18 protein-coding genes are annotated in these 19,000 nt (G+C 52.5%); 1 reads left to right on the top strand and 17 read right to left on the bottom strand.

Annotated elements, in window-relative coordinates; genetic code table 11:
- Positions 1-277 precede the first annotated feature (277 nt).
- From ACFL9S_RS04500 to ACFL9S_RS04420, 17 genes are all read right to left on the bottom strand, one after another.
- Positions 278-1,039, bottom strand: coding sequence for an amino acid ABC transporter ATP-binding protein (locus ACFL9S_RS04500; RefSeq protein ID WP_405260473.1), 762 nt, complete (start codon positions 1,037-1,039; stop codon positions 278-280).
- 8 nt (positions 1,040-1,047) lie between these two features.
- The gene (locus ACFL9S_RS04495) at positions 1,048-2,151 is read right to left on the bottom strand and encodes an amino acid ABC transporter permease (RefSeq protein ID WP_405260472.1); all 1,104 of its coding nucleotides are present in this window, start codon (positions 2,149-2,151) and stop codon (positions 1,048-1,050) included.
- Positions 2,152-2,163: 12 nt separating this feature from the next.
- A complete protein-coding gene (locus ACFL9S_RS04490) occupies positions 2,164-3,342 on the bottom strand; it encodes an amino acid ABC transporter permease (RefSeq protein ID WP_405260471.1) in 1,179 nt (392 codons plus the stop codon).
- 68 nt (positions 3,343-3,410) lie between these two features.
- Entirely contained in the window at positions 3,411-4,436 is a 1,026-nt protein-coding gene (locus ACFL9S_RS04485; protein ID WP_405260470.1) for an amino acid ABC transporter substrate-binding protein, read from the bottom strand.
- 348 nt (positions 4,437-4,784) lie between these two features.
- A complete protein-coding gene (lpxP, locus tag ACFL9S_RS04480; protein WP_405260469.1) occupies positions 4,785-5,705 on the bottom strand; it encodes a kdo(2)-lipid IV(A) palmitoleoyltransferase in 921 nt (306 codons plus the stop codon).
- Positions 5,706-6,093: 388 nt separating this feature from the next.
- Positions 6,094-6,390: a DNA-binding transcriptional regulator Fis gene (fis, locus tag ACFL9S_RS04475; protein WP_000462905.1), complete on the bottom strand. Its 297-nt coding sequence runs from the start codon at positions 6,388-6,390 to the stop codon at positions 6,094-6,096.
- Between the two features lie 25 nt (positions 6,391-6,415).
- Positions 6,416-7,381, bottom strand: a complete 966-nt coding sequence (gene dusB / locus ACFL9S_RS04470; protein ID WP_405260468.1) for a tRNA dihydrouridine synthase DusB — start codon at positions 7,379-7,381, stop codon at positions 6,416-6,418.
- Between the two features lie 319 nt (positions 7,382-7,700).
- Positions 7,701-8,438: a carbonic anhydrase gene (locus tag ACFL9S_RS04465; protein ID WP_405260467.1), complete on the bottom strand. Its 738-nt coding sequence runs from the start codon at positions 8,436-8,438 to the stop codon at positions 7,701-7,703.
- Positions 8,439-8,575: 137 nt separating this feature from the next.
- A complete protein-coding gene (gene prmA / locus ACFL9S_RS04460) occupies positions 8,576-9,460 on the bottom strand; it encodes a 50S ribosomal protein L11 methyltransferase (protein WP_405260466.1) in 885 nt (294 codons plus the stop codon).
- Between the two features lie 10 nt (positions 9,461-9,470).
- On the bottom strand, positions 9,471-10,925 hold the full coding sequence (panF, locus tag ACFL9S_RS04455) for a sodium/pantothenate symporter (protein WP_405260475.1): 1,455 nt from the start codon (positions 10,923-10,925) through the stop codon (positions 9,471-9,473).
- Positions 10,915-11,157 carry a YhdT family protein gene (locus ACFL9S_RS04450; protein ID WP_405260465.1) on the bottom strand — a complete coding sequence of 81 codons (243 nt, stop codon included), beginning with the start codon at positions 11,155-11,157 and terminating at the stop codon, positions 10,915-10,917. The genes panF and ACFL9S_RS04450 overlap by 11 nt, the downstream gene beginning before the upstream one ends.
- Before the next feature lie 97 nt (positions 11,158-11,254).
- Positions 11,255-12,604, bottom strand: a complete 1,350-nt coding sequence (gene accC / locus ACFL9S_RS04445) for an acetyl-CoA carboxylase biotin carboxylase subunit (RefSeq protein ID WP_405260464.1) — start codon at positions 12,602-12,604, stop codon at positions 11,255-11,257.
- An 11-nt stretch (positions 12,605-12,615) separates the two neighbouring features.
- Positions 12,616-13,086: an acetyl-CoA carboxylase biotin carboxyl carrier protein gene (gene accB / locus ACFL9S_RS04440; protein ID WP_133844177.1), complete on the bottom strand. Its 471-nt coding sequence runs from the start codon at positions 13,084-13,086 to the stop codon at positions 12,616-12,618.
- Positions 13,087-13,107: 21 nt separating this feature from the next.
- Positions 13,108-13,560 (bottom strand): type II 3-dehydroquinate dehydratase, encoded by a 453-nt coding sequence (gene aroQ, locus ACFL9S_RS04435; protein ID WP_405260463.1) that lies wholly within the window; start codon positions 13,558-13,560, stop codon positions 13,108-13,110.
- A 229-nt stretch (positions 13,561-13,789) separates the two neighbouring features.
- Positions 13,790-14,401, bottom strand: a complete 612-nt coding sequence (gene msrQ / locus ACFL9S_RS04430; protein WP_405260462.1) for a protein-methionine-sulfoxide reductase heme-binding subunit MsrQ — start codon at positions 14,399-14,401, stop codon at positions 13,790-13,792.
- Positions 14,402-15,406 carry a protein-methionine-sulfoxide reductase catalytic subunit MsrP gene (gene msrP, locus ACFL9S_RS04425; RefSeq protein ID WP_405260461.1) on the bottom strand — a complete coding sequence of 335 codons (1,005 nt, stop codon included), beginning with the start codon at positions 15,404-15,406 and terminating at the stop codon, positions 14,402-14,404.
- Positions 15,407-15,540: 134 nt separating this feature from the next.
- Positions 15,541-16,518 carry an MDR family oxidoreductase gene (locus ACFL9S_RS04420; RefSeq protein ID WP_405260460.1) on the bottom strand — a complete coding sequence of 326 codons (978 nt, stop codon included), beginning with the start codon at positions 16,516-16,518 and terminating at the stop codon, positions 15,541-15,543.
- A 226-nt stretch (positions 16,519-16,744) separates the two neighbouring features.
- Between ACFL9S_RS04420 and csrD the strand changes: the two genes are divergently transcribed.
- Complete coding sequence (gene csrD, locus ACFL9S_RS04415) at positions 16,745-18,694, top strand: RNase E specificity factor CsrD (protein ID WP_405260459.1); 1,950 nt, start codon at positions 16,745-16,747, stop codon at positions 18,692-18,694.
- The last annotated feature ends 306 nt before the right edge of the window (positions 18,695-19,000 follow it).

Genomic DNA, 19,000 nt, shown 5'->3' with positions numbered 1-19,000 from the left:
TGGTAGTGTGGGGTCTCCCCATGCGAGAGTAGGGAACTGCCAGGCATCAAATAAAGCAATAACCCCGACCGAAAGGCCGGGGTTTTTTGCGTTTATGGCTTTTATTAGCGAAGAAAAGCAAAGTCTCAATGGCAGATACCGAATCAACAGATAAGCCTTATGCTTTCATATAGGGCTTATCTGTTGATTCGATATGCTTTCACATAGGTTTTTTCAGACATAAAAAAGCCCCGCCGATGAGTTGGCAGGGCTTGATGATGTTATTTATAGTGTTAAATCAGTGTATTACTTGTGACAGGAAGGCGCGGGTACGTTCAGATTTAGGATTAGCGAAAAACTCCTGCGGCGGGGCTTCTTCAACGATCTCACCACGATCCATAAAGATCACCCGGTCTGCCACGGTGCGGGCGAAGCCCATTTCGTGGGTCACACACAGCATCGTCATACCGTCTTCTGCCAGACCAATCATCGTATCCAGTACTTCCTTCACCATCTCCGGATCAAGTGCGGAAGTGGGTTCATCGAACAACATAATTTTTGGCTTCATACACAATGAACGTGCAATCGCTACGCGCTGCTGCTGGCCACCGGAGAGCTGCCCCGGGAATTTATGCGCATGCTCGGCAATACGTACACGCTCAAGATAATGCATCGCCAGCTCCTCGGCCTCTTTCTTCGGGGTTTTACGGACCCAGATAGGCGCGAGCGTACAGTTTTGTAATACGCTCAGGTGCGGGAACAGATTGAAATGCTGAAACACCATACCGACTTCGGTACGTACGCGTTCAATATTGCGTAAATCGTCATTGAGTAATGTGCCGTCAACAACGATACGGCCCTGCTGATGTTCTTCCAGGTGGTTAATACAACGGATAGTCGTCGACTTCCCTGAGCCGGAAGGGCCACAGAGCACGATGCGCTCACGCGGTTTTACCTGCAGGTTGATATCTTTCAACACATGAAACTGGCCGTACCATTTGTTCACGTTTTCGAGCGTAATCATCATCGCGTCATCAGATGGGGTAATAATTTGAGTCATTTTAAACCTCAGTGCGGTGTGCGCCCGGTGTGGAAGCGCTTTTCCAGATATTGGCTATAGCGCGACATGCTGAAACAGAAAATCCAGTAGACCAAAGCAGCAAAGACATAACCCTCGGTAGACATCCCCAGCCAGTCTGGGTCGACGGTAGCCTGCTGCACGCTACTGAACAGATCAAACAGACCGATGATGATCACCAGGCTGGTATCTTTAAACAGAGCAATGATGGTATTAACAAGGCCAGGAATAACCAGCTTTAATGCCTGAGGCAGGATCACCAGCCCCTGGGTTTTCCAATAGCCTAAAGCCAGTGACTCGGCGGCTTCATATTGCCCTTTCGGCAAAGCTTGCAGGCCACCACGAACCACCTCGGCCACATAAGCCGACTGGAACAGAATCACCCCGACCAGCGCACGAATAAGCTTATCGATAGAGCTGCCCTCAGCCATAAACAGCGGCAACATCACCGAAGACATAAACAGTACGGTGATCAGCGGCACGCCACGCCAGAACTCAATAAACAGAACACATAGCGTGCGCACCACCGGCATACGTGAACGCCGGCCGAGTGCCAACAGAATGCCCAACGGTAAGGCTCCGGCGATCCCCACAGACGCGATAATCAGCGTCAGGGTCAGTCCGCCCCATTGACGGGTTTCGACACGCTCCAGCCCCAGATAGCCGCCATACAGCAAAAACCAGACAACAACGGGGTAAATGACGGCCCAGGCGGCGATGTAAGTTCCTCGACGCGGCAGCCTTTTCAGGAACATGGGGATAATCGACAGCAGACCGATCACCAGTGCAAGGTTGATACGCCAGCGCAATTCATGGGGATACAACCCATACATAAACTGACCAAAACGTGAATGGATAAACACCCAACACGCCCCCTCTTTAGTACAGTCAGCGCGCGTTTCACCCAACCAGTTAGCCTGGAACACCAGCCAGTTCAGTGCTGGAGGGATAACGGCCCATATGACCCACAGGCAGAACAGTGTCAGCAGCGAGTTGCCCAGGCTTGAGAACAGATTTCTTCTTGCCCACAACACGGCACGTGACAATGTGCTGGTTGGTGCGGCAGGTGTGTCATGAGTGGTAACAGTCGTCATAATCCTGTTCTCTTAGCGCTCAATGAGGGCGATTTTGCGGTTGTAGATATTCATTAACAGCGAAATCGACAGGCTGATGATGAGGTACACACCCATTGTGATAGCGATCGTCTCGATGGCCTGGCCCGTCTGATTCAGTACCGTCCCGGCAAACAGCGACACCATATCGGGGTAACCAATCGCTGCTGCCAGCGAAGAGTTTTTCACGATATTAAGATACTGACTGGTGAGCGGAGGAATAATCACGCGCATTGCCTGCGGGATAATGACCTGACGCAGCGTGACCGGATTCGGTAAGCCGAGAGAACGTGCTGCCTCATGCTGACCGTACGGAACAGACTGAATGCCTGAACGAATGACTTCAGCAATAAACGAAGAGGTATAGATCGACAGAGCCAGCGTTAGTGCCGCCAGTTCAGGGATCAGGACGAAACCACCACGGTAGTTAAAGCCACTGAGCTCCGGGATATCCCAGTGCATAGGGCTGCCTGCAAACAGCGAGGCGACCAGTGGGAACACAACCAGCATCGCGATGGCCGCAGGCCAGGTCCGGCGCAATTGTCCCGTTTTTAACTGATGCTGTTTGTTATAGCGGAACAGGCCGAAGGTGATGACCAGTGCCAGCAGCACGGCGATCAGAAAAGCCCCGCTTCCCGCTGCATACTCGGGCCACGGGATATACAATCCGCGGTTGCTGACAAACGCGAGATCAAAGGCATTCAGTGCCTGACGAGGTCCTGGCAGATTGCGTAACACAGCGAAATACCAGAAGAATATCTGCAACAGCGGCGGGATATTACGGAACGTCTCAATATAAATATTAGAGATTTTTCGCAGCAGCCAGTTGTCAGATAAACGGGCCAGACCGATAAAGAAGCCGAGGAAAGAAGCAAAGACGATACACAGCGCAGAGACCAGCAGGGTGTTGGTGAGACCCACCAGGAACACACGCGCGTAGGTATCCCCTTCAGTGTAATCAATCAGATGCTGGACGATACCAAAGCCAGCGCTACGTTCAAGGAAACCAAAACCGGAAGTAATGCCACGGCTCGCCAGGTTAATGATGGTGTTATGAATCAGATAACCTGCAACGGCCAGAACCGCGACGATCGCAATGATCTGGTAAAGCCAGGCGCGCACCGCAGGATTGCTGAATGAAAAATCCCTTTTTACGGTTGGGCGTTGAGACATGTTGAGACCTCAGTGACGAACATTCTGGCGTGGGCACCAGCGAGGCTGGTGCCCTGTAATCGTGGGAATTAACGTACTGGTGGTGCGTACTGAATGCCGCCATTGTTCCACAGGGCATTCTGACCACGAGCAATTTTCAGCTGACTGTCTTTACCGACGTTACGGTCAAAGACCTCCTGATAGTTGCCCACTTGCTTGATGATGTTGTAAGCCCATTTGTTATTGAGCTTCAGGTCTTTACCGAAGTCACCTTCCGCGCCCAGCAGATGAGCCATATCTGGCGTCGATGGCTTGGCTGTCAACTGATCAACGTTTTTAGAGGTAATGCCCATCTCTTCAGCATTCAGCATTGCGTACAGAGACCATTTAACGATGGTGTACCAATCGTCATCACCACGGCGTACAACCGGACCCAGAGGCTCTTTGGAGATCACTTCCGGCAGAACGATAAATTCATTGGGTTTGCCCAGCTTGATACGCAACGCGTAAAGCTGAGACTGGTCGGAGGCGAGCGTGTCGCAGCGGCCTGTATCCAGTGCTTTAGCGGATTCATCAGAGCGATCGAAAGTCACCGGGGTATACTGCATTTTGTTGGCTTTGAAGTAGTCGGCCACGTTGAGCTCGGTATCAGTACCGGCCTGGATACACACAGTGGCGCCGTCCAGTTCTTTAGCACTTTTCAGACCGGCTTTTTGGTGGGTCAGGAAGCCAATACCGTCGTAATAGTTCACGCCGGCGAAGATGAAGCCCATACCGCCGTCACGGGAGGAGGTCCAGGTGGTATTACGTGACAGGATGTCGACCTCACCTGATTGCAACGCAGTGAAGCGCTCTTTCGCGGTCAGCGGGGTGTATTTTACTTTTCCAGCGTCACCAAACACGGCGGCAGCGGCAGCACGACAAACATCCACATCAATACCCGTAAATTTACCGCTGGAATCCGCATAGGAGAAGCCAGGCAAGCCATCGCTGATACCGCACTGCACAAAGCCTTTCTTCTTAATGGCGTCCAGTGTCGTACCCGCATGGGCCTGATTCGCAACCGCAAACAGCGTCGCTGCAGCAATCATCGTCGAGAGCATCATCTTTTTCATAAAGCATCCTGTGTGGCGAATTCGTTTTGTTATGTTTAGCGCACGCTTTGGTGCACTTTGCCTGTCAGTGGCCGAAGCCATTCACTGCTTTGCAAAGGTAATGCCAGATTTGCATAGCCCTGAATTTGTTGAAAAGCTTTGCTAATAAAGGGGAGTTTCTTACAAGCAGCATTAATATCGCGCACCAGGAAGGGGCAAAAATAGCCATGATGGTCACAAATAGTGCATTTAGTTTCACTATATGGAAGCAGTGTGAGGACGGCGTCAGTTTTTGTTACTTAAATGTAAATATTCTTGCGCAAGCCAGCGCCCTGAGGCGCTGGTTAGAAAGGAGGGGGACGAAGAGGATTAATATAAAGAACTGGCACCGGCAGGGCGGGTTTTAAAGCGGCGATGCAGCCACATATACTGGTTCGGCGCGCGCATAATCTCTCGTTCAATCACCCGATTCATGTACTCGGCTGCCAGCTGTTCGTTATCAATCGGGTAATCCTGGAGCTCAGGCTGGATGACCAGCTCATAGCCACTGCCATCTTCTTTGCGGATCAACACAACCGTGATCAACGCGGGTTTCGCCATGCGCGCAAGCATCCAGGTGCCGCTGGTGGTCGCCGCCTCTGGCACGGCAAACAGTGGGGCAAAGACGCTCCCCTTCGGGCCATAATCCTGGTCTGGGGCAAACCATACCGCTTCACCCTGTTTTAGCGCCTGCACCATGCCGCGCAGGTCACGGCGATTAATCATCGCCTTGTTAGAACGCATACGGCCTTTGGTCTGTATCCATTCCATCAGTTTGTTGTTGTGCGGGCGATACATCGCCATCATTGGCTGACAGATGCCCATTGCGCGTCCGCCCAGCTCCAGTGACATAAAATGCACCCCAATAATCAGTGCACCACGTCCATCACGCTGCGCAGCTTGCAGGTTTTCCAGGCCGGTCACACTGAACCAACGCTTCACCCGACGATCGGACCAGAACCAGGCCATGCCGGTTTCCAGTAATCCCATCCCCAGAGATTCAAAGTTCCCGACGATACGGCGCTCGAGTTGCTCAGGGGTGATATCCGGGAAACAGAGTTCCAGGTTACGACGGGCAATCGAGACACGGCGTTTCATAAAACGCATGGAGGTACGGCCCATCCAAAGGCCCAGTTTATTCAATACAGGATAAGGGAGCTGTACCAGCAGGAATAATACACTGACGCCAAACCAGGTCAGCCAGTAGCGCGGGCGCAGAAAGCTTTTCTGGAATTTTTGTGACTGCTTCATATTTACTCATTTAGGGCAGAGAACCTGTAACGCATCATGAACGAAATCAGTTGCGATACAATGACTCAGATACCCGTTCAGGACGATGGTTTAGCCACGACTCGTTTTTGGCCGCAATTTACATTCGTGAGATATTGCGCGCTGCGTTCAGTACGGTGAGGGTAGCGGGCCTGCGAAGGAATTTCCAATACACGTGATTTTACACAGGTTATCCTGCATACAGGAAGAGGTGAGTTGCAATTTTCTCATGCGAAAGGCCTGACAATTTTCACCCATTCTCCGCAATCACCTTCATAGCATGCGTGATGGGCGATACTGCTATCAATAAAAAAGCGCTTAGCCCTAAAAAGGGATAAGCGCTTTCGAAACAACATGATAGCCAGGGCTATTAGTTCATGCCGTATTTTTTCAGTTTCTTACGCAGTGTACCGCGGTTGATGCCCATCATCAGGGCTGCACGGGTCTGGTTGCCACGGGTGTATTGCATCACCATGTCCAACAGAGGCTGTTCTACTTCAGCCAGTACCAGCTCATACAGATCATTTACATCCTGACCATTCAGTTGAGCAAAATAGTTCTTCAGTGCCTGTTTGACCGAATCACGAAGTGGCTTTTGGGTCACCTGATCCTGTGAATTTACGGTAGATACGGTCAGTACGTCAGAATTTACGCGTTGTTCGAACATAGTTCTGTCAGCTCTTTATTTCTAATTACGCAAGATTTTCGAAGTATGCCTCCAACGCCTCCAGCTGTTCGCTGGCATCCTCTATGGCGTTGAATGTGCGCCGAAACTGGTCGTTTGGGGCGTGCTCCTGCAGATACCAGGAGACGTGCTTCCGGGCAATACGGTATCCTTTGCGGTGACCATAAAAGTCGTGCAGTTCCCGTAAGTGCCCGATGAGCAAGCGCTTTACTTCAGCCAATGGCATCGGTGCCAGCAGCTCCCCAGTGTCCAGATAGTGCTGGATTTCCCGGAAGATCCACGGTCTTCCCTGAGCCGCCCGTCCTATCATCAGGGCATCAGCCCCCGTATAGTCAAGTACGGCTCTGGCTTTATGCGGGTCAGTAATGTCTCCATTCGCGATAACCGGAATGGATACGTTCTGCTTAACTGTCCGAATGCTGTCGTACTCAGCTTCGCCGTTGAACAAACACGCGCGTGTGCGTCCGTGAATTGTCAGGGCCTGAATACCGCAGCGTTCAGCCAATTGGGCAATCTCTACACAGTTGCGGTTGTCGCTATCCCAACCAGTGCGAATCTTTAAGGTAACCGGTACGTCAACTGCATTCACCACCGCTAAGAGGATAGACCTCACCAGCTCAGGGTGTTGCAGCAGTGCCGAACCTGCCATCTTGCGATTCACTTTTTTGGCCGGACAGCCCATATTGATGTCGATTACCTGCGCACCCGATGCTGCATTGATGCGCGCGGCTCCCGCCATTTCTTCTGGGTCACAACCGGCAATTTGCACGGTACGAATACCAGGTTCGTCACTGTGTACCATACGCAACCGCGACTTATCGCTGGCCCAGACTTCTGGGTTCGACGACATCATCTCGGAGACGGTCATACCAGCGCCCATTGCATAGCAAAGGGCCCTGAAAGGCCTGTCTGATATCCCAGCCATCGGGGCTGCAATCAAACGATTACGAAGCTGGTGATTTCCTATGCGCATGAAAAAAAAGTGACCATAGTGTGTCCGCAAGGCGGCGTATATTACGCATTTTTTCAGGAAGATGAAAGGCCAAACTTTGAACAATCTATGATTGAAGGTAAAGGATAGTGGCTGGAGAGCGAGGTCGAAATTAAAATAGTCATAATATACATGGTGTTAAGTTATTTTGATTAAAGTATGTACAAAGGTTTTTCTTTTTTTATGACGTAGATAACAATATAAAGTTCGTCAGTTAAAGTGATTTCCCCTGCTTTTTGCATCATTAACACGCAAAAAGCAACGACGACAGTGTAAAAAAAGACAGTGCCGTCGCTGCACGTTACTCAACGATCACGCGGCCATGTAAAGGCTGAACAGGGCGATTGTTAGCATGCTTAAGTCGATGCTGGAATTGTTTAAGCTGCGCTTCAGACAGCGTCACAGGATGCTTCATCACTAGCCAGCGAAGTCCTTCAGTACAAGGCGGGGTCGTCAGGGAACCGCTAAACCGATAGTACTGCTTCTGCGCCGGGTATAAGGGAGACAGATCAATGGAGGTGGTCAGCGAAGCGGCCTTGTTTTGTTCTTCGGGGACTGCCGCCAGTAAAGCATTGAGTGCCGGGTTTTCGGCACCGACTTCAAGCATCACCGCAATAACGGCCAGTTCACCATTGTCATTTGCATGCACAAAGTGCGCTTCTAACGGATAAGATTTCCCGGCGATTCGATTTTCACTTGGCGCATGAAAATGGAACTGCATCAGGGTGAATTTTTCATTATCCAGTTTGAAATCATCACCATCTTTGACCGTAACCTGAATGGTGTGGCCATTGTTAACAATAGACTCTGTTTCGGTATGAAAGATCATATCTAACGGGGGCAACTTGCCATCGATCACGTCGTGTATATCAATGGGAGACTGGAACTTTCCATTATTGCAGGTCTTAAATTCGTCGCCCAGTTCTCCCCAGTGTTCTGGAGCACCTTTCCCTTCGTATGACCAGTGGGCTGTAGATTCTGCCCAAGCGGGCACGCCTGCTGCGATTGAGAGCAGCAGAGCAATGGAGGTTAATTTCATAATCCCTTATATCCTGAATAAGCCAGCTCCCGAGAGAGAACTGGCAGTGTTAATGTCTCTTGGCGCGCAGATAATATACCTGCTCACTCTGAAAACATACGATTCAGCCTAAAATTTGGGAAAAAGCGAACCGCTTTTTATGACCTCCGAACGCCAGTAATCCGGCACCATTCTTCTTTCTCCGCCACCGGATCGAGTGTAAACGTATCGGCATATGCCTCACACACGCTGTCAGCCTGGCTGGCGAGCACGCCCGAAAGACCAAGATGGCCGCCCGTTTTAGGCAGGACGCTAATCAGCGGTGCCAGCTCGCGCAGCGGACCTGCCAGGATATTGGCGACCACCACATCGGCAATGAGGTTGTCTGGTTGCTGGTGCGGCAGATACAGTGAGAGACGCTCAGATACGCCGTTGCGTTGGGCATTGTCACGGCTGGCCTGGATTGCCTGTGGATCGATATCAATGCCGATAGCGGCAGCAGCACCCAGCTTCAATGCGGCAATCGCCAGAATGCCGGAGCCACAGCCGAAATCGATCACTGTTTTGCCAACCAGATCCAGTCCATCCAGCCATGCGAGGCACAGTGCTGTCGTGGGGTGCGTACCCGTACCAAAGGCCAGACCGGGATCGAGCATCACATTGACGGCGGTAGGATCTGGCACATCACGCCAGCTTGGGCAGATCCATAAGCGTTCACCAAAACGCATCGGGTGGAAGTTATCCATCCACTCACGTTCCCAGTCTTTGTCTTCGATCTGCTCAATCTTATGATGGAAACCTGCGCCCAGCAGCGGATGCTGCTCCAACCCGGCAATCACATCCGGCATCTCGGTTTCCGCATCAAACAGGCCGATCACATCGGTATCGCCCCACAGACGCGTTTCGCCCGGTAAGGGTTCAAACACCGGATTGTCGTGGGTATCCTGGAAGGTCACCGATACGGCACCGTTTTCAATCAGTGCATCACCCAGCTCTTCAGCCTGAGCGCCGGTGGTATTAAGCTTCATTTGGATCCAAGGCATAATAATCTCTTCATTCAATCGGAGTGGGGGCAGTCGTCGCTATGGTGTCAGAGTGACCAAAACGGTTGCCAATAATAAAGGCCAACAGGCTGAGTAACAGCGCCGGTACGATCGGGTGGAAACCCCAGGGTTGCAGCGACAGACTGGCCAGCAGGGTATAACAAGCAGCACCGACAATCATGCTGCTCAGTGCGCCCGCCGCGTTGGCTTTTTCCCAGTACAGTCCCAGCACCAGCGGCCAGAGGAAGACGGCTTCCAGCCCGCCAAAGGCCAGCAGATTCAGCCAGATAATCATATCGGGTGGATTCCAGGCTGCCACCAGCAGCAGCAGCCCCAGCACCAACGTGACCAGCGAGGATAAGCGCTTCAACAATGGTTCATTATCCAGCTGATGCGGCCGCATGCGCAGATAGAGATCTTTGACGATCGTTGCCGACGATTGTAGCAGCTGCGCGTTAATGGTGGACATGATCGCCGCCATCGGTGCCGCAAGGAAGATCCCGGCAGCCAGCGGTGGCAGTACATGGATCATCAACGTCGGGATCACCTGGTCCGGGATCTGCAAATCTGGGATCACTGCGCGGCCCAAAGCCCCTGCGAGATGCATACCAAACATCAGAACGGCAACGACCACGGTGCCAAGTATGATCGCCAGATGCACGGCTTTACTGTCTTTATAGGAGATGCAACGTACCGCCGTGTGTGGCAGACCAATAACGCCAAAGCACACCAGTACGGAGAAAGAGGCAAGGAATGTCGGGGTCAGAATGTCATCAACGCCTGTCGATGACACTAGCCTGGGATCAATATGCTGCAGGGTTTCTACCGCCTTGTGCATCCCGCCCGCGGCATGGATCACGGCAAACAGCAGCAGGAAGGTACCTGCCAGCATCACCAGACCCTGCATAGCATCATTAAGGACGCTGGCACGGAAGCCACCAAACGCCGTATACAAGGCGATGGAGATGCCAAAAATCAGCAGTCCGGTATCGTAAGGGATCCCCGCAGCGGTTTCCAACAGACGAGCACCGCCAATGAACTGCACGGTCATGGCACCGATAAAGGCGACCAGCAGGCTGATACTGGCCAGCCAGACAAGAATCGGGCTGCGATAGCGCGCATACAGCATATCGTTGAGTGTTACGGCGTTATAACGTCGCGCCAGAATGGCAAACTTCTTGCCCAAAATTCCCAGCGACAGCCATACGGCAGGAACCTGCACCATCGACAGCAGCACCCAGCCCAGTCCATATTTATAGGCTGCGCCTGGTCCACCAATAAACGAACTGGCGCTGATATACGTCGTGGTCAGTGTCATCGCCAGCACGAAGCCACCCATTGAACGGCTGCCGAGGAAGTATTCACTCAGAAAGCTGCCCTCACGGCGCTGGCGCATGGCATACACAGAAAGCCCTGCAACCAGTAACAGGTAGCCAATCAGAGGCAAAATAATGTCAAGCTTCACCATCATCCTCCAGGGGAATATCGCGGAAGATGACGCGAACCATCAGCCAGCAGAGAAAAATAAACAAACCGGGCACCAGCAGGCAGGCGATTTCAAACCAGTGCGGCAGCCCGGTGACACCTTGCACATTGTCCGGTAGCCAGGCTGACAGCGCCCAACAGGCAAGATAAGCCACCGCCAGCCAGAATGACCAGCGCGCTTCACGGTGGGCCTGAATAAAACGTTTTTCCATGGGTTTCTTCCCCAAAATAAGAAGGGGCCGAATAATCGGCCCCTCTGCATATCGATCTCTGCTGCCTGCGGGTTGGGCATGCCCAACCCTGACAGAATTACTTCTCTTGCAGGCCGAGTTTTTTCTCCAGATAGTGGATGTTGGTTCCACCGTGCTGGAAGTTCTCGTCAGACATGATTTTCATCTGCAGTTCGATGTTGGTTTTAATCCCGTCGATGATCAGCTCCGCCAGCGCATTTTTCATGCGTGAAATAGCCACATCGCGGTTTTCACCGAAAGTAATCAGTTTACCAATCATTGAGTCATAGTACGGCGGCACAGTATAACCGGCGTAGATATGCGATTCCCAGCGCACACCAAATCCACCAGGTGCATGGAAGCGGGTGATTTTGCCTGGGCTTGGCAGGAAGGTGTTGGCGTCTTCAGCGTTGATACGGCATTCCACCGCATGGCCGCGAATAACCACTTCTTCCTGTTTGATCGACAATGGCTGACCGGCAGCAATGCGCAGCTGCTCTTTAATCAGGTCAACGCCCGTGATCATCTCTGTCACCGGGTGCTCTACCTGAATACGGGTGTTCATCTCAATGAAGTAGAACTCACCGTTTTCATACAGGAACTCGAAGGTGCCTGCGCCACGATAGCCGATATCAACACAGGCTTTCGAGCAGCGCTCGCCGATGTAACGGCGCATCTCTTCGGTGATACCTGGTGCTGGCGCTTCTTCCACGACTTTCTGGTGACGACGCTGCATTGAGCAGTCACGTTCAGCCAGATAGATCGCGTTGCCCTGACCGTCAGCCAAAATCTGAATTTCGATATGGCGTGGGTTTTCCAGGTATTTTTCCATGTAAACCATGTCGTTGTTGAAAGCCGCTTTGGCTTCCGCTTTCGTCATGTTGATGGATTGTTCCAGATCTTTGTCGCCGCGCACAACGCGCATACCACGACCGCCGCCGCCGCCAGAGGCTTTGATAATCACCGGGTAACCGATGCGTTTCGCGAAGGCACGGTTTTTTTCCATATCTTCGGTTAACGGGCCGTCGGAGCCTGGCACTGTCGGAACGCCTGCTTTCTTCATCGCGGTAATCGCAGACACTTTGTCGCCCATCAGGCGGATAGTCTCTGCTTTCGGTCCGATAAAGATAAAGCCAGAGCGCTCAACCTGCTCGGCAAAGTCAGCATTCTCAGACAAGAAACCGTAGCCTGGGTGGATAGCGACAGACCCGGTGATCTCAGCCGCTGAAATCAGCGCCGGGATATTCAGGTAGCTTTTTACAGACGCTGGCGGGCCAATACAGACCGTTTCATCTGCCAGCAGTACGTGCTTCAGATCGCGGTCCGCAGTGGAGTGCACGGCCACAGTCTTGATGCCCAGTTCTTTACAGGCGCGGAGAATTCGCAGCGCGATTTCACCACGGTTAGCAATTACAATTTTATCCAGCATGGCTCGCCTCGTTATTCGATGACTACCAGCGGCTCGTCAAACTCAACAGGCTGACCGCTTTCGACCAGAATCGCTTTCACAATGCCGGATTTATCGGCTTCGATCTGGTTCATCATTTTCATCGCTTCAACGATGCACAGGGTATCACCGGCGTTAACTTTCTGACCGATTTCCACAAAGGCTTTCGCATCCGGGCTTGGGGTACGGTAGAAAGTACCGACCATAGGAGAACGCACGATATGGCCACTGATCTCAGCTGCGGCAGGCGCTTCCATTACCGGAGCGGTAGCCGGAGCGACAGCGTTAGCCAGCGCAGGCTGCTGCATCATTGGTGCAGCATAGGCCTGCTGCATCATCGGGTAACCGACGTTAACCGGTGCACGGCTGATGCGAACAGACTCTTCGCCTTCAGAGATTTCCAGTTCAGCGATGCCTGATTCTTCAACCAGTTCGATCAGTTTTTTAATCTTACGAATATCCATGAGTGTGGTTCCGTACTCTGTTTAATTAGATGATGACAGGCGTTTGACTGCCGTCTGTAAAGCCCAGGAATAACCGTCGACGCCAAGTCCACAGATCACGCCGGCAGAAATATCAGAAAGATACGAATGATGACGAAAGGGCTCACGGGCATGCACGTTTGACAGATGAACCTCGATAAACGGGATACTGACAGCCAGCAGGGCATCACGCAGTGCCACGCTGGTATGGGTGAATGCCGCCGGGTTTATGACGATATAATCGACATTGCCTTTCGCCTCATGTATGCGATCGATCAGCGCATATTCCGCATTAGACTGGAGATGACTCAGTGTGACGTTAAGTGCGTTAGCCTGCGAGGTCAGATCGCTGACAATCTCGGCCAGCGTGGTATGACCATACTTTTCTGGCTCACGGGTGCCCAACATATTCAGGTTGGGGCCGTTCAAAAGCAGTACGTGCAACTTATCCGTCATCTTGCTGCTATCTCCTGCGATAATAATGGCATCGCACAAAATACATCGCCAAAGCCAGTTTGTCACCATTTCAGATGAAATTTGGCAAAGGCAACGCTATGAAGTCGGGCATTATAACGATATCAACGCAATTAGCAGCTAAATACTGGTCGTATCAGCGAAGATGATCAACCACGCCCCGGTAAAAAGGCACGGTTGATTTCTGAAGATGTGGTGTGGAACACAGTAATCAGGATTTGCCAGGCAGCCACTTACGTAGCTTTTTGTAACGCCATGCCAGCAAGATCGCGGCAATTAACGCATAAATCCACGGCTGAGGGGAAAGGATTTTTACCGACCAGAGATAATGAACCGGTGCCAGGATAGCCACCAGATAGACGGCATTGTGCAGTGTTTGCCAGCGTTTACCCAATGCGCGCTGTGCCCGCTGGAACGATGTGGCGGCCAGCAACAGCAGCACGAGCCAGCAAATAATGCCGAGTGTCAGGTAAGGGCGTGAGATCAACTCCGATCCCAGCAGACCCAGATTACTGATCCCCAGTTCCAGTACCGAATAGCTCACCAGATGCAGCGTTGCCCAGGCAAAACACCATAATCCCAACAGACGGCGTACGCGAATCAGCAGCGGTTGCTTACCGTAGCGTGCCAGTGGCGTTACCGCGAGAGAGGCCAGCAAAAATTTTAATGCCATTCTGCCGGTAAAATGCTGGATATCTTTGGCCGGATCGGCGCTGAACCAGCCCTGATCAATCGAGAGTAGCAGCCACAATAGCGGCAGAAAACCCGCTAAATGCAGCAACACTTTCAGGCCAGTAATCTGTTTTAACGACAGGCGTACCATTTAGAAATTCTCCCGCAGATCCAGCCCGCGGTACAGTGAAGCCACCTGTTCTGCATAGCCGTTAAACAGCAGTGTTGGCTGGCGTTTAACATCAAGAATGCCACCGGCGCCGATAAAACGTTCCGTTGCCTGTGACCAGCGAGGGTGATCGACGTGAGGATTCACATTGGCGAAGAAACCATATTCATTGCCCGCCAGCTGATTCCAGGTCGTTGGGGGCATATCTTTCACCAGGGTGATTTTCACGATCGACTTGATGCCTTTAAAACCGTATTTCCACGGCACGGTCAGGCGGATTGGCGCACCGTTTTGTGGTGGCAGTGCTTTACCGTATACACCCGTGGTCAATAGCGTAAGCGGATGCATGGCTTCATCCAGCCGCAGGCCTTCCACATAAGGATAATCCAGCCCGCCGCCGATAAAGCGATCCTGCTGGCCTGGCATCTGATCGGGCGCATAGAGCGTCTGGAATGCGACATAGCGCGCGTTGCTGGTAGGTTCGGCGGCTTTCAGTAGTTTACCCAGCTCAAAACCAATCCACGGGACCACCATGGACCAGGCTTCAACACAGCGCATACGGTAAATGCGCTGTTCCAGTGGAAAGCGTTTAAAGATGTCATCCATATCCAGCGTCAGCGGCTTGCCCACTTCACCGCCGATCTGGATCTTCCAGTCGGTGGTTTTTAATGTGCCGGCGTTGGCGGCAGGATCGGCTTTATCCAGCCCAAACTCATAGAAGTTATTGTAGCCAGTGACCTTGTCTTCTGGCGTCAGGGCCAGGTCCGCCTGATATTGTGCGGGTTGGCTAAACTGCAATGCTTTACCGGATGCCGCCTTCGGGCGGTCATTACCTTTAAACCATGACAGCACATCAGCGCGAGCGGCGGTGGGCAGGGAGAGTGCAGCCGCACTCAACCCGAGGGTTTTGAGCAGCGTACGACGGCGTGTATTAAAGACGCTCTCCGGCGTGACATCATTTTCAGTCAGTTTGTTGATGGTTTTCATCGGTGACCCTTGCTCAGGTATGAGTAATCACTCTGAGCATGGCGCAGTCCCACGGTTTAAGCGAATACTGGCGGAAAAATATGAAATTTCCTGGAAGAAATGTGTCCCTCACCACCATCGAGAGGGACAAAAGATTAGCGGATACGCACCAGAGTACGGCCAGTGAGCTCGTTATTCAGCAGTTTTTCAGCGGCACTGGCGGCTTCTGACAGCGGCACTTCCGTGGTGGCTTGTTGATAAAACGATGCTGGCAGCACTTTCAGCAGACGTTTCCAGGCTTCACGACGACGTGGTGCTGGCGTCATTACGGAATCCACCCCTTGCAGACGGACATTACGCAGGATAAACGGCATAACGCTGGTGGGCAGTGCAAAGCCACCCGCCAGGCCGCACGCGGCGACGACACTGTTGTAGTTCATCTGCGCCAGCACAGTAGCCAGCACCTGATCGCCTGCGGTATCGACCGCCCCGGCCCAGCGCTGTTTCTCCAGCGGGCGAGCCACCGCACTGAAGGCACTGCGTGGCAGCACCTCGCGAGCACCCAGCTGATGCAGGTAGTCATGAGTGGATTCGCGTCCGCTGACGGCCACCGCGTGATAACCGAGTGCACTGAGCAGCGCGATGGCAGTGCTTCCCACGCCGCCACTGGCACCGGTGACCAGTATTTCACCGCTCTCGGGGGTTACGCCGCCTTCTTCCAGTGCCATAACACACAGCATGGCGGTAAATCCGGCTGTGCCGATGATCATCGCCTGGCGACCGTCCATGCCCTCCGGCATCGGGACCAGCCAGTCAGCTTTGACTCGTGCCTGTTCGGCCAGGCCGCCCCAGTGGTTTTCACCTACGCCCCAGCCCGTGAGCAGCACCTGCTGACCGCTGTGGAAACGGGGATCGCTACTGGTATGCACCTTCCCGGCAAAATCGATACCGGGCACCATCGGAAACTGGCGGATAATCTTGCCTTTGCCGGTAATCGCCAACGCATCTTTATAGTTAATACCCGACCAGTCCACATCGACCATGACCTCGCCTTCCGGGAGGCTGTCAGCGCTAATGCACTTCACGACTGCAACGGTTTTGCCTTCTGACTGTTCGAGAACCAGAGCCTGCATGAGAATCTCCTGAAAGTAGTGGTTTCATTAATAAAAAGCGCCCTGTCAGGACTATACTCCTGAAAATGGACAATTATCTGACCCTGGGCAAGCAATCGGTGCGTGTGGTGTGTTATTTTTCTCCGCGCCTGATGTCAGGTTTGTACATTTTATGGTCATTTACATTTTGGTTGCGGTTCAGTGTTAATGACATCTTCTTCTCTCCGCACCAACAATGGGCACAAGGATGCGACTAACCACCAAACTTTCTGCGATTATCACCCTGCTTTGTTCACTGGCTATGTTACTGATGCTGGTGGGCTGCGTGTTGAGCTTCTTTTATCTTAGCAACCAGCGGGCGGAACATCGCATCCAGCGGATGGCAGACGATGTTGATAGCGCGTTACTCACACAGTCACCCCAACAGATAGAATCATGGCTGGGTCAGGTCATGAATCCGCTACAGATTGAACGCGTTGAACTCAACGACGGCAATGCACAACTGTTTCAGGCCATCCGGCATCAGCCTTCTCTGCTGGAGGATGAGCCTAATCGCTATCGCCAGATACAGCTTCCACTGACGCAACATCCCGGCATGACACTGCACATTCAGTGGGTCGACTCCACCCGCACATGGTTCGCTTCCTTAATGGGTGCCACTAGCCTCTCGCTGATTATTGGTGTGGTTGCGATCATGACGCTGCTGCTATGGCAGGCGCGGCGCTGGATCCAGCAGCAATTGCAGGGAATGGAACGGCTGGAGAAACGTGCTGAAGCGGTGATCAAAGGAGAACGATCCACGGTTAAGCCGGGTTCAGTCCACGAATGGCCGCCTAAAGCCAGCAGTGCAATCGATCTGTTGTTGGCAGACCTGAAAGAGGCAGGAGAGCAGCATAACCGCATTGATACGCTGATCCGCGCGTTTGCGGCACAGGATGCCCGCACCGGCCTGAACAATCGCCTGTTCTTTGATAATCAGCTCACCACACTGCTGGAAGATCCGGAGTCCGTTGGCACGCACGGCATGGTGATGATGATCCGCTTGCCAGATTTTGACAGCCTGCGTGAGCGCTGGGGCCATGTGCCGGCGCAGGACTATCTGTTTGCACTGGTCAACATGCTGTCGACCTTTGTGCTGCGTTATCCTGGTGCGCTGCTGGCACGCTATTTCCGCAGTGACTTCGCCGTGTTACTCCCGCACCGCAGCGTAAAGGATGCCGACGGCATTGCTTCACAGTTGATCAAAGCGGTTGATACTCTGCCATCAACGCGGATGGTCGATCGTGATGACATGATCCATATTGGTATCAGCGGTTGGCACAGTGGCCAGAGCACCTTGCAAGTCATGGAGAATGCCGAGCTGGCGACGCGTAATGCGACGCTACAGGGCGGGAACAACTGGTCGGTGGGTGAAGGCGCACAGCAGGATTTTGCGCGCGGTAGCGTTAAATGGCGCACATTACTGGAAAACACACTGAATCGCGGTGGTCCGCGGCTTTATCAAAAACCGGCCGTTAACGCTCAGGGCGAGGTGCATCATCGCGAAATGATGCCACGCATCTTTGACGGTGAAAAAGAGTTGTTATCCGCTGAGTATCTGCCTGTGGTTCAGCAGTTGGGTCTGGCAGAACGCTATGACCGCCAGATGGTGAAACGTATTGTGACGTTGATCGAGCTATGGCCTGAAGAAACCCTTGCCATTCCTCTCACCCTCGACTCATTATTGCAGCGCTCATTCCTGCACTGGCTACGTGATAACCTGCTGCAATGCACTAAATTGCAAAGAAAGCGTATTTTATTTGAACTTGCAGAAGCAGATGTGTGTCAACACATCAGCCGTTTAACGCCAGTTTTCAGATTACTCTACGGTTTTGGCTGTAGTGTGGCGGTGAATCAGGCTGGTTTAACGGTCGTGAGCACGGCGTATATCAAACAGTTCCAGGTCCGTCTGATCAAGCTTCATCCCGGCCTGGTGCGCAATATTGACAGGCGCACTGAGAACCAGCTGTTTGTACAAAGTTTACTGGAGAGTAGTAAGCAAACTTCCACCCAGGTTTTTGCCGCGGGGGTACGTTCCCGGGAAGAGTGGCAAACGCTGGTGGAGCTGGGAGTCACCGGGGGGCAGGGCGACTTTTTCGCTGCCTCAGAGCCAGTGAATAGCAGCGTGAAAAAATATTCGCAAAGATATCGAGTTTAGTCTCACGTCTGGCAGGTTTTCACGTAGAATACCTGGGAGATTGTGGTTCGAAGCGGCTTTCTCGCCGGCCGAGGCGAAACTGAAACTGTTAATTTTTATGTATGTTATGTCCACTGACGGGTCCAAAAACCAAAGCGAAATGCCGTTATAGCGGCTTCCGTTACGCACTATGTCGTAAGGTTGTGGCTCCAGCGAGAGATAGCATGATTTTTCACCGAAGCAGAACGTTTTTGCGCCTTGTCGCTGCTTCGTGTGGTTGGTAAAGTAAGCGGATTTTATTTTCCGCCCCCAGCTTGCAGGATTATC

Origin of the sequence: Erwinia sp. AnSW2-5, assembly GCF_045107195.1 — a bacterium.
In the GTDB taxonomy this organism is placed as follows: domain Bacteria; phylum Pseudomonadota; class Gammaproteobacteria; order Enterobacterales; family Enterobacteriaceae; genus Erwinia.
The sequence above is the reverse complement of the archived record's forward strand: the minus strand, read 5'-3'. Positions and strand labels throughout refer to the sequence as shown.

Excerpts from the sequence above, each read along its gene's own strand:
- msrQ (WP_405260462.1), bottom strand. The coding sequence starts at position 14,401 with ATGGTACGCCTGTCGTTAAAACAGATTACTGGCCTGAAAGTGTTGCTG.
- fis (WP_000462905.1), bottom strand. The coding sequence starts at position 6,390 with ATGTTCGAACAACGCGTAAATTCTGACGTACTGACCGTATCTACCGTA.
- ACFL9S_RS04485 (WP_405260470.1), bottom strand. The coding sequence starts at position 4,436 with ATGAAAAAGATGATGCTCTCGACGATGATTGCTGCAGCGACGCTGTTT.
- aroQ (WP_405260463.1), bottom strand. The coding sequence starts at position 13,560 with ATGACGGATAAGTTGCACGTACTGCTTTTGAACGGCCCCAACCTGAAT.
- csrD (WP_405260459.1), top strand. The coding sequence starts at position 16,745 with ATGCGACTAACCACCAAACTTTCTGCGATTATCACCCTGCTTTGTTCA.
- accC (WP_405260464.1), bottom strand. The coding sequence starts at position 12,604 with ATGCTGGATAAAATTGTAATTGCTAACCGTGGTGAAATCGCGCTGCGA.
- msrP (WP_405260461.1), bottom strand. The coding sequence starts at position 15,406 with ATGAAAACCATCAACAAACTGACTGAAAATGATGTCACGCCGGAGAGC.
- ACFL9S_RS04500 (WP_405260473.1), bottom strand. The coding sequence starts at position 1,039 with ATGACTCAAATTATTACCCCATCTGATGACGCGATGATGATTACGCTC.
- ACFL9S_RS04495 (WP_405260472.1), bottom strand. The coding sequence starts at position 2,151 with ATGACGACTGTTACCACTCATGACACACCTGCCGCACCAACCAGCACA.
- lpxP (WP_405260469.1), bottom strand. The coding sequence starts at position 5,705 with ATGAAGCAGTCACAAAAATTCCAGAAAAGCTTTCTGCGCCCGCGCTAC.
- ACFL9S_RS04490 (WP_405260471.1), bottom strand. The coding sequence starts at position 3,342 with ATGTCTCAACGCCCAACCGTAAAAAGGGATTTTTCATTCAGCAATCCT.
- ACFL9S_RS04420 (WP_405260460.1), bottom strand. The coding sequence starts at position 16,518 with ATGCAGGCTCTGGTTCTCGAACAGTCAGAAGGCAAAACCGTTGCAGTC.
- ACFL9S_RS04450 (WP_405260465.1), bottom strand. The coding sequence starts at position 11,157 with ATGGAAAAACGTTTTATTCAGGCCCACCGTGAAGCGCGCTGGTCATTC.
- dusB (WP_405260468.1), bottom strand. The coding sequence starts at position 7,381 with ATGCGCATAGGAAATCACCAGCTTCGTAATCGTTTGATTGCAGCCCCG.
- prmA (WP_405260466.1), bottom strand. The coding sequence starts at position 9,460 with ATGCCTTGGATCCAAATGAAGCTTAATACCACCGGCGCTCAGGCTGAA.
- ACFL9S_RS04465 (WP_405260467.1), bottom strand. The coding sequence starts at position 8,438 with ATGAAATTAACCTCCATTGCTCTGCTGCTCTCAATCGCAGCAGGCGTG.
- accB (WP_133844177.1), bottom strand. The coding sequence starts at position 13,086 with ATGGATATTCGTAAGATTAAAAAACTGATCGAACTGGTTGAAGAATCA.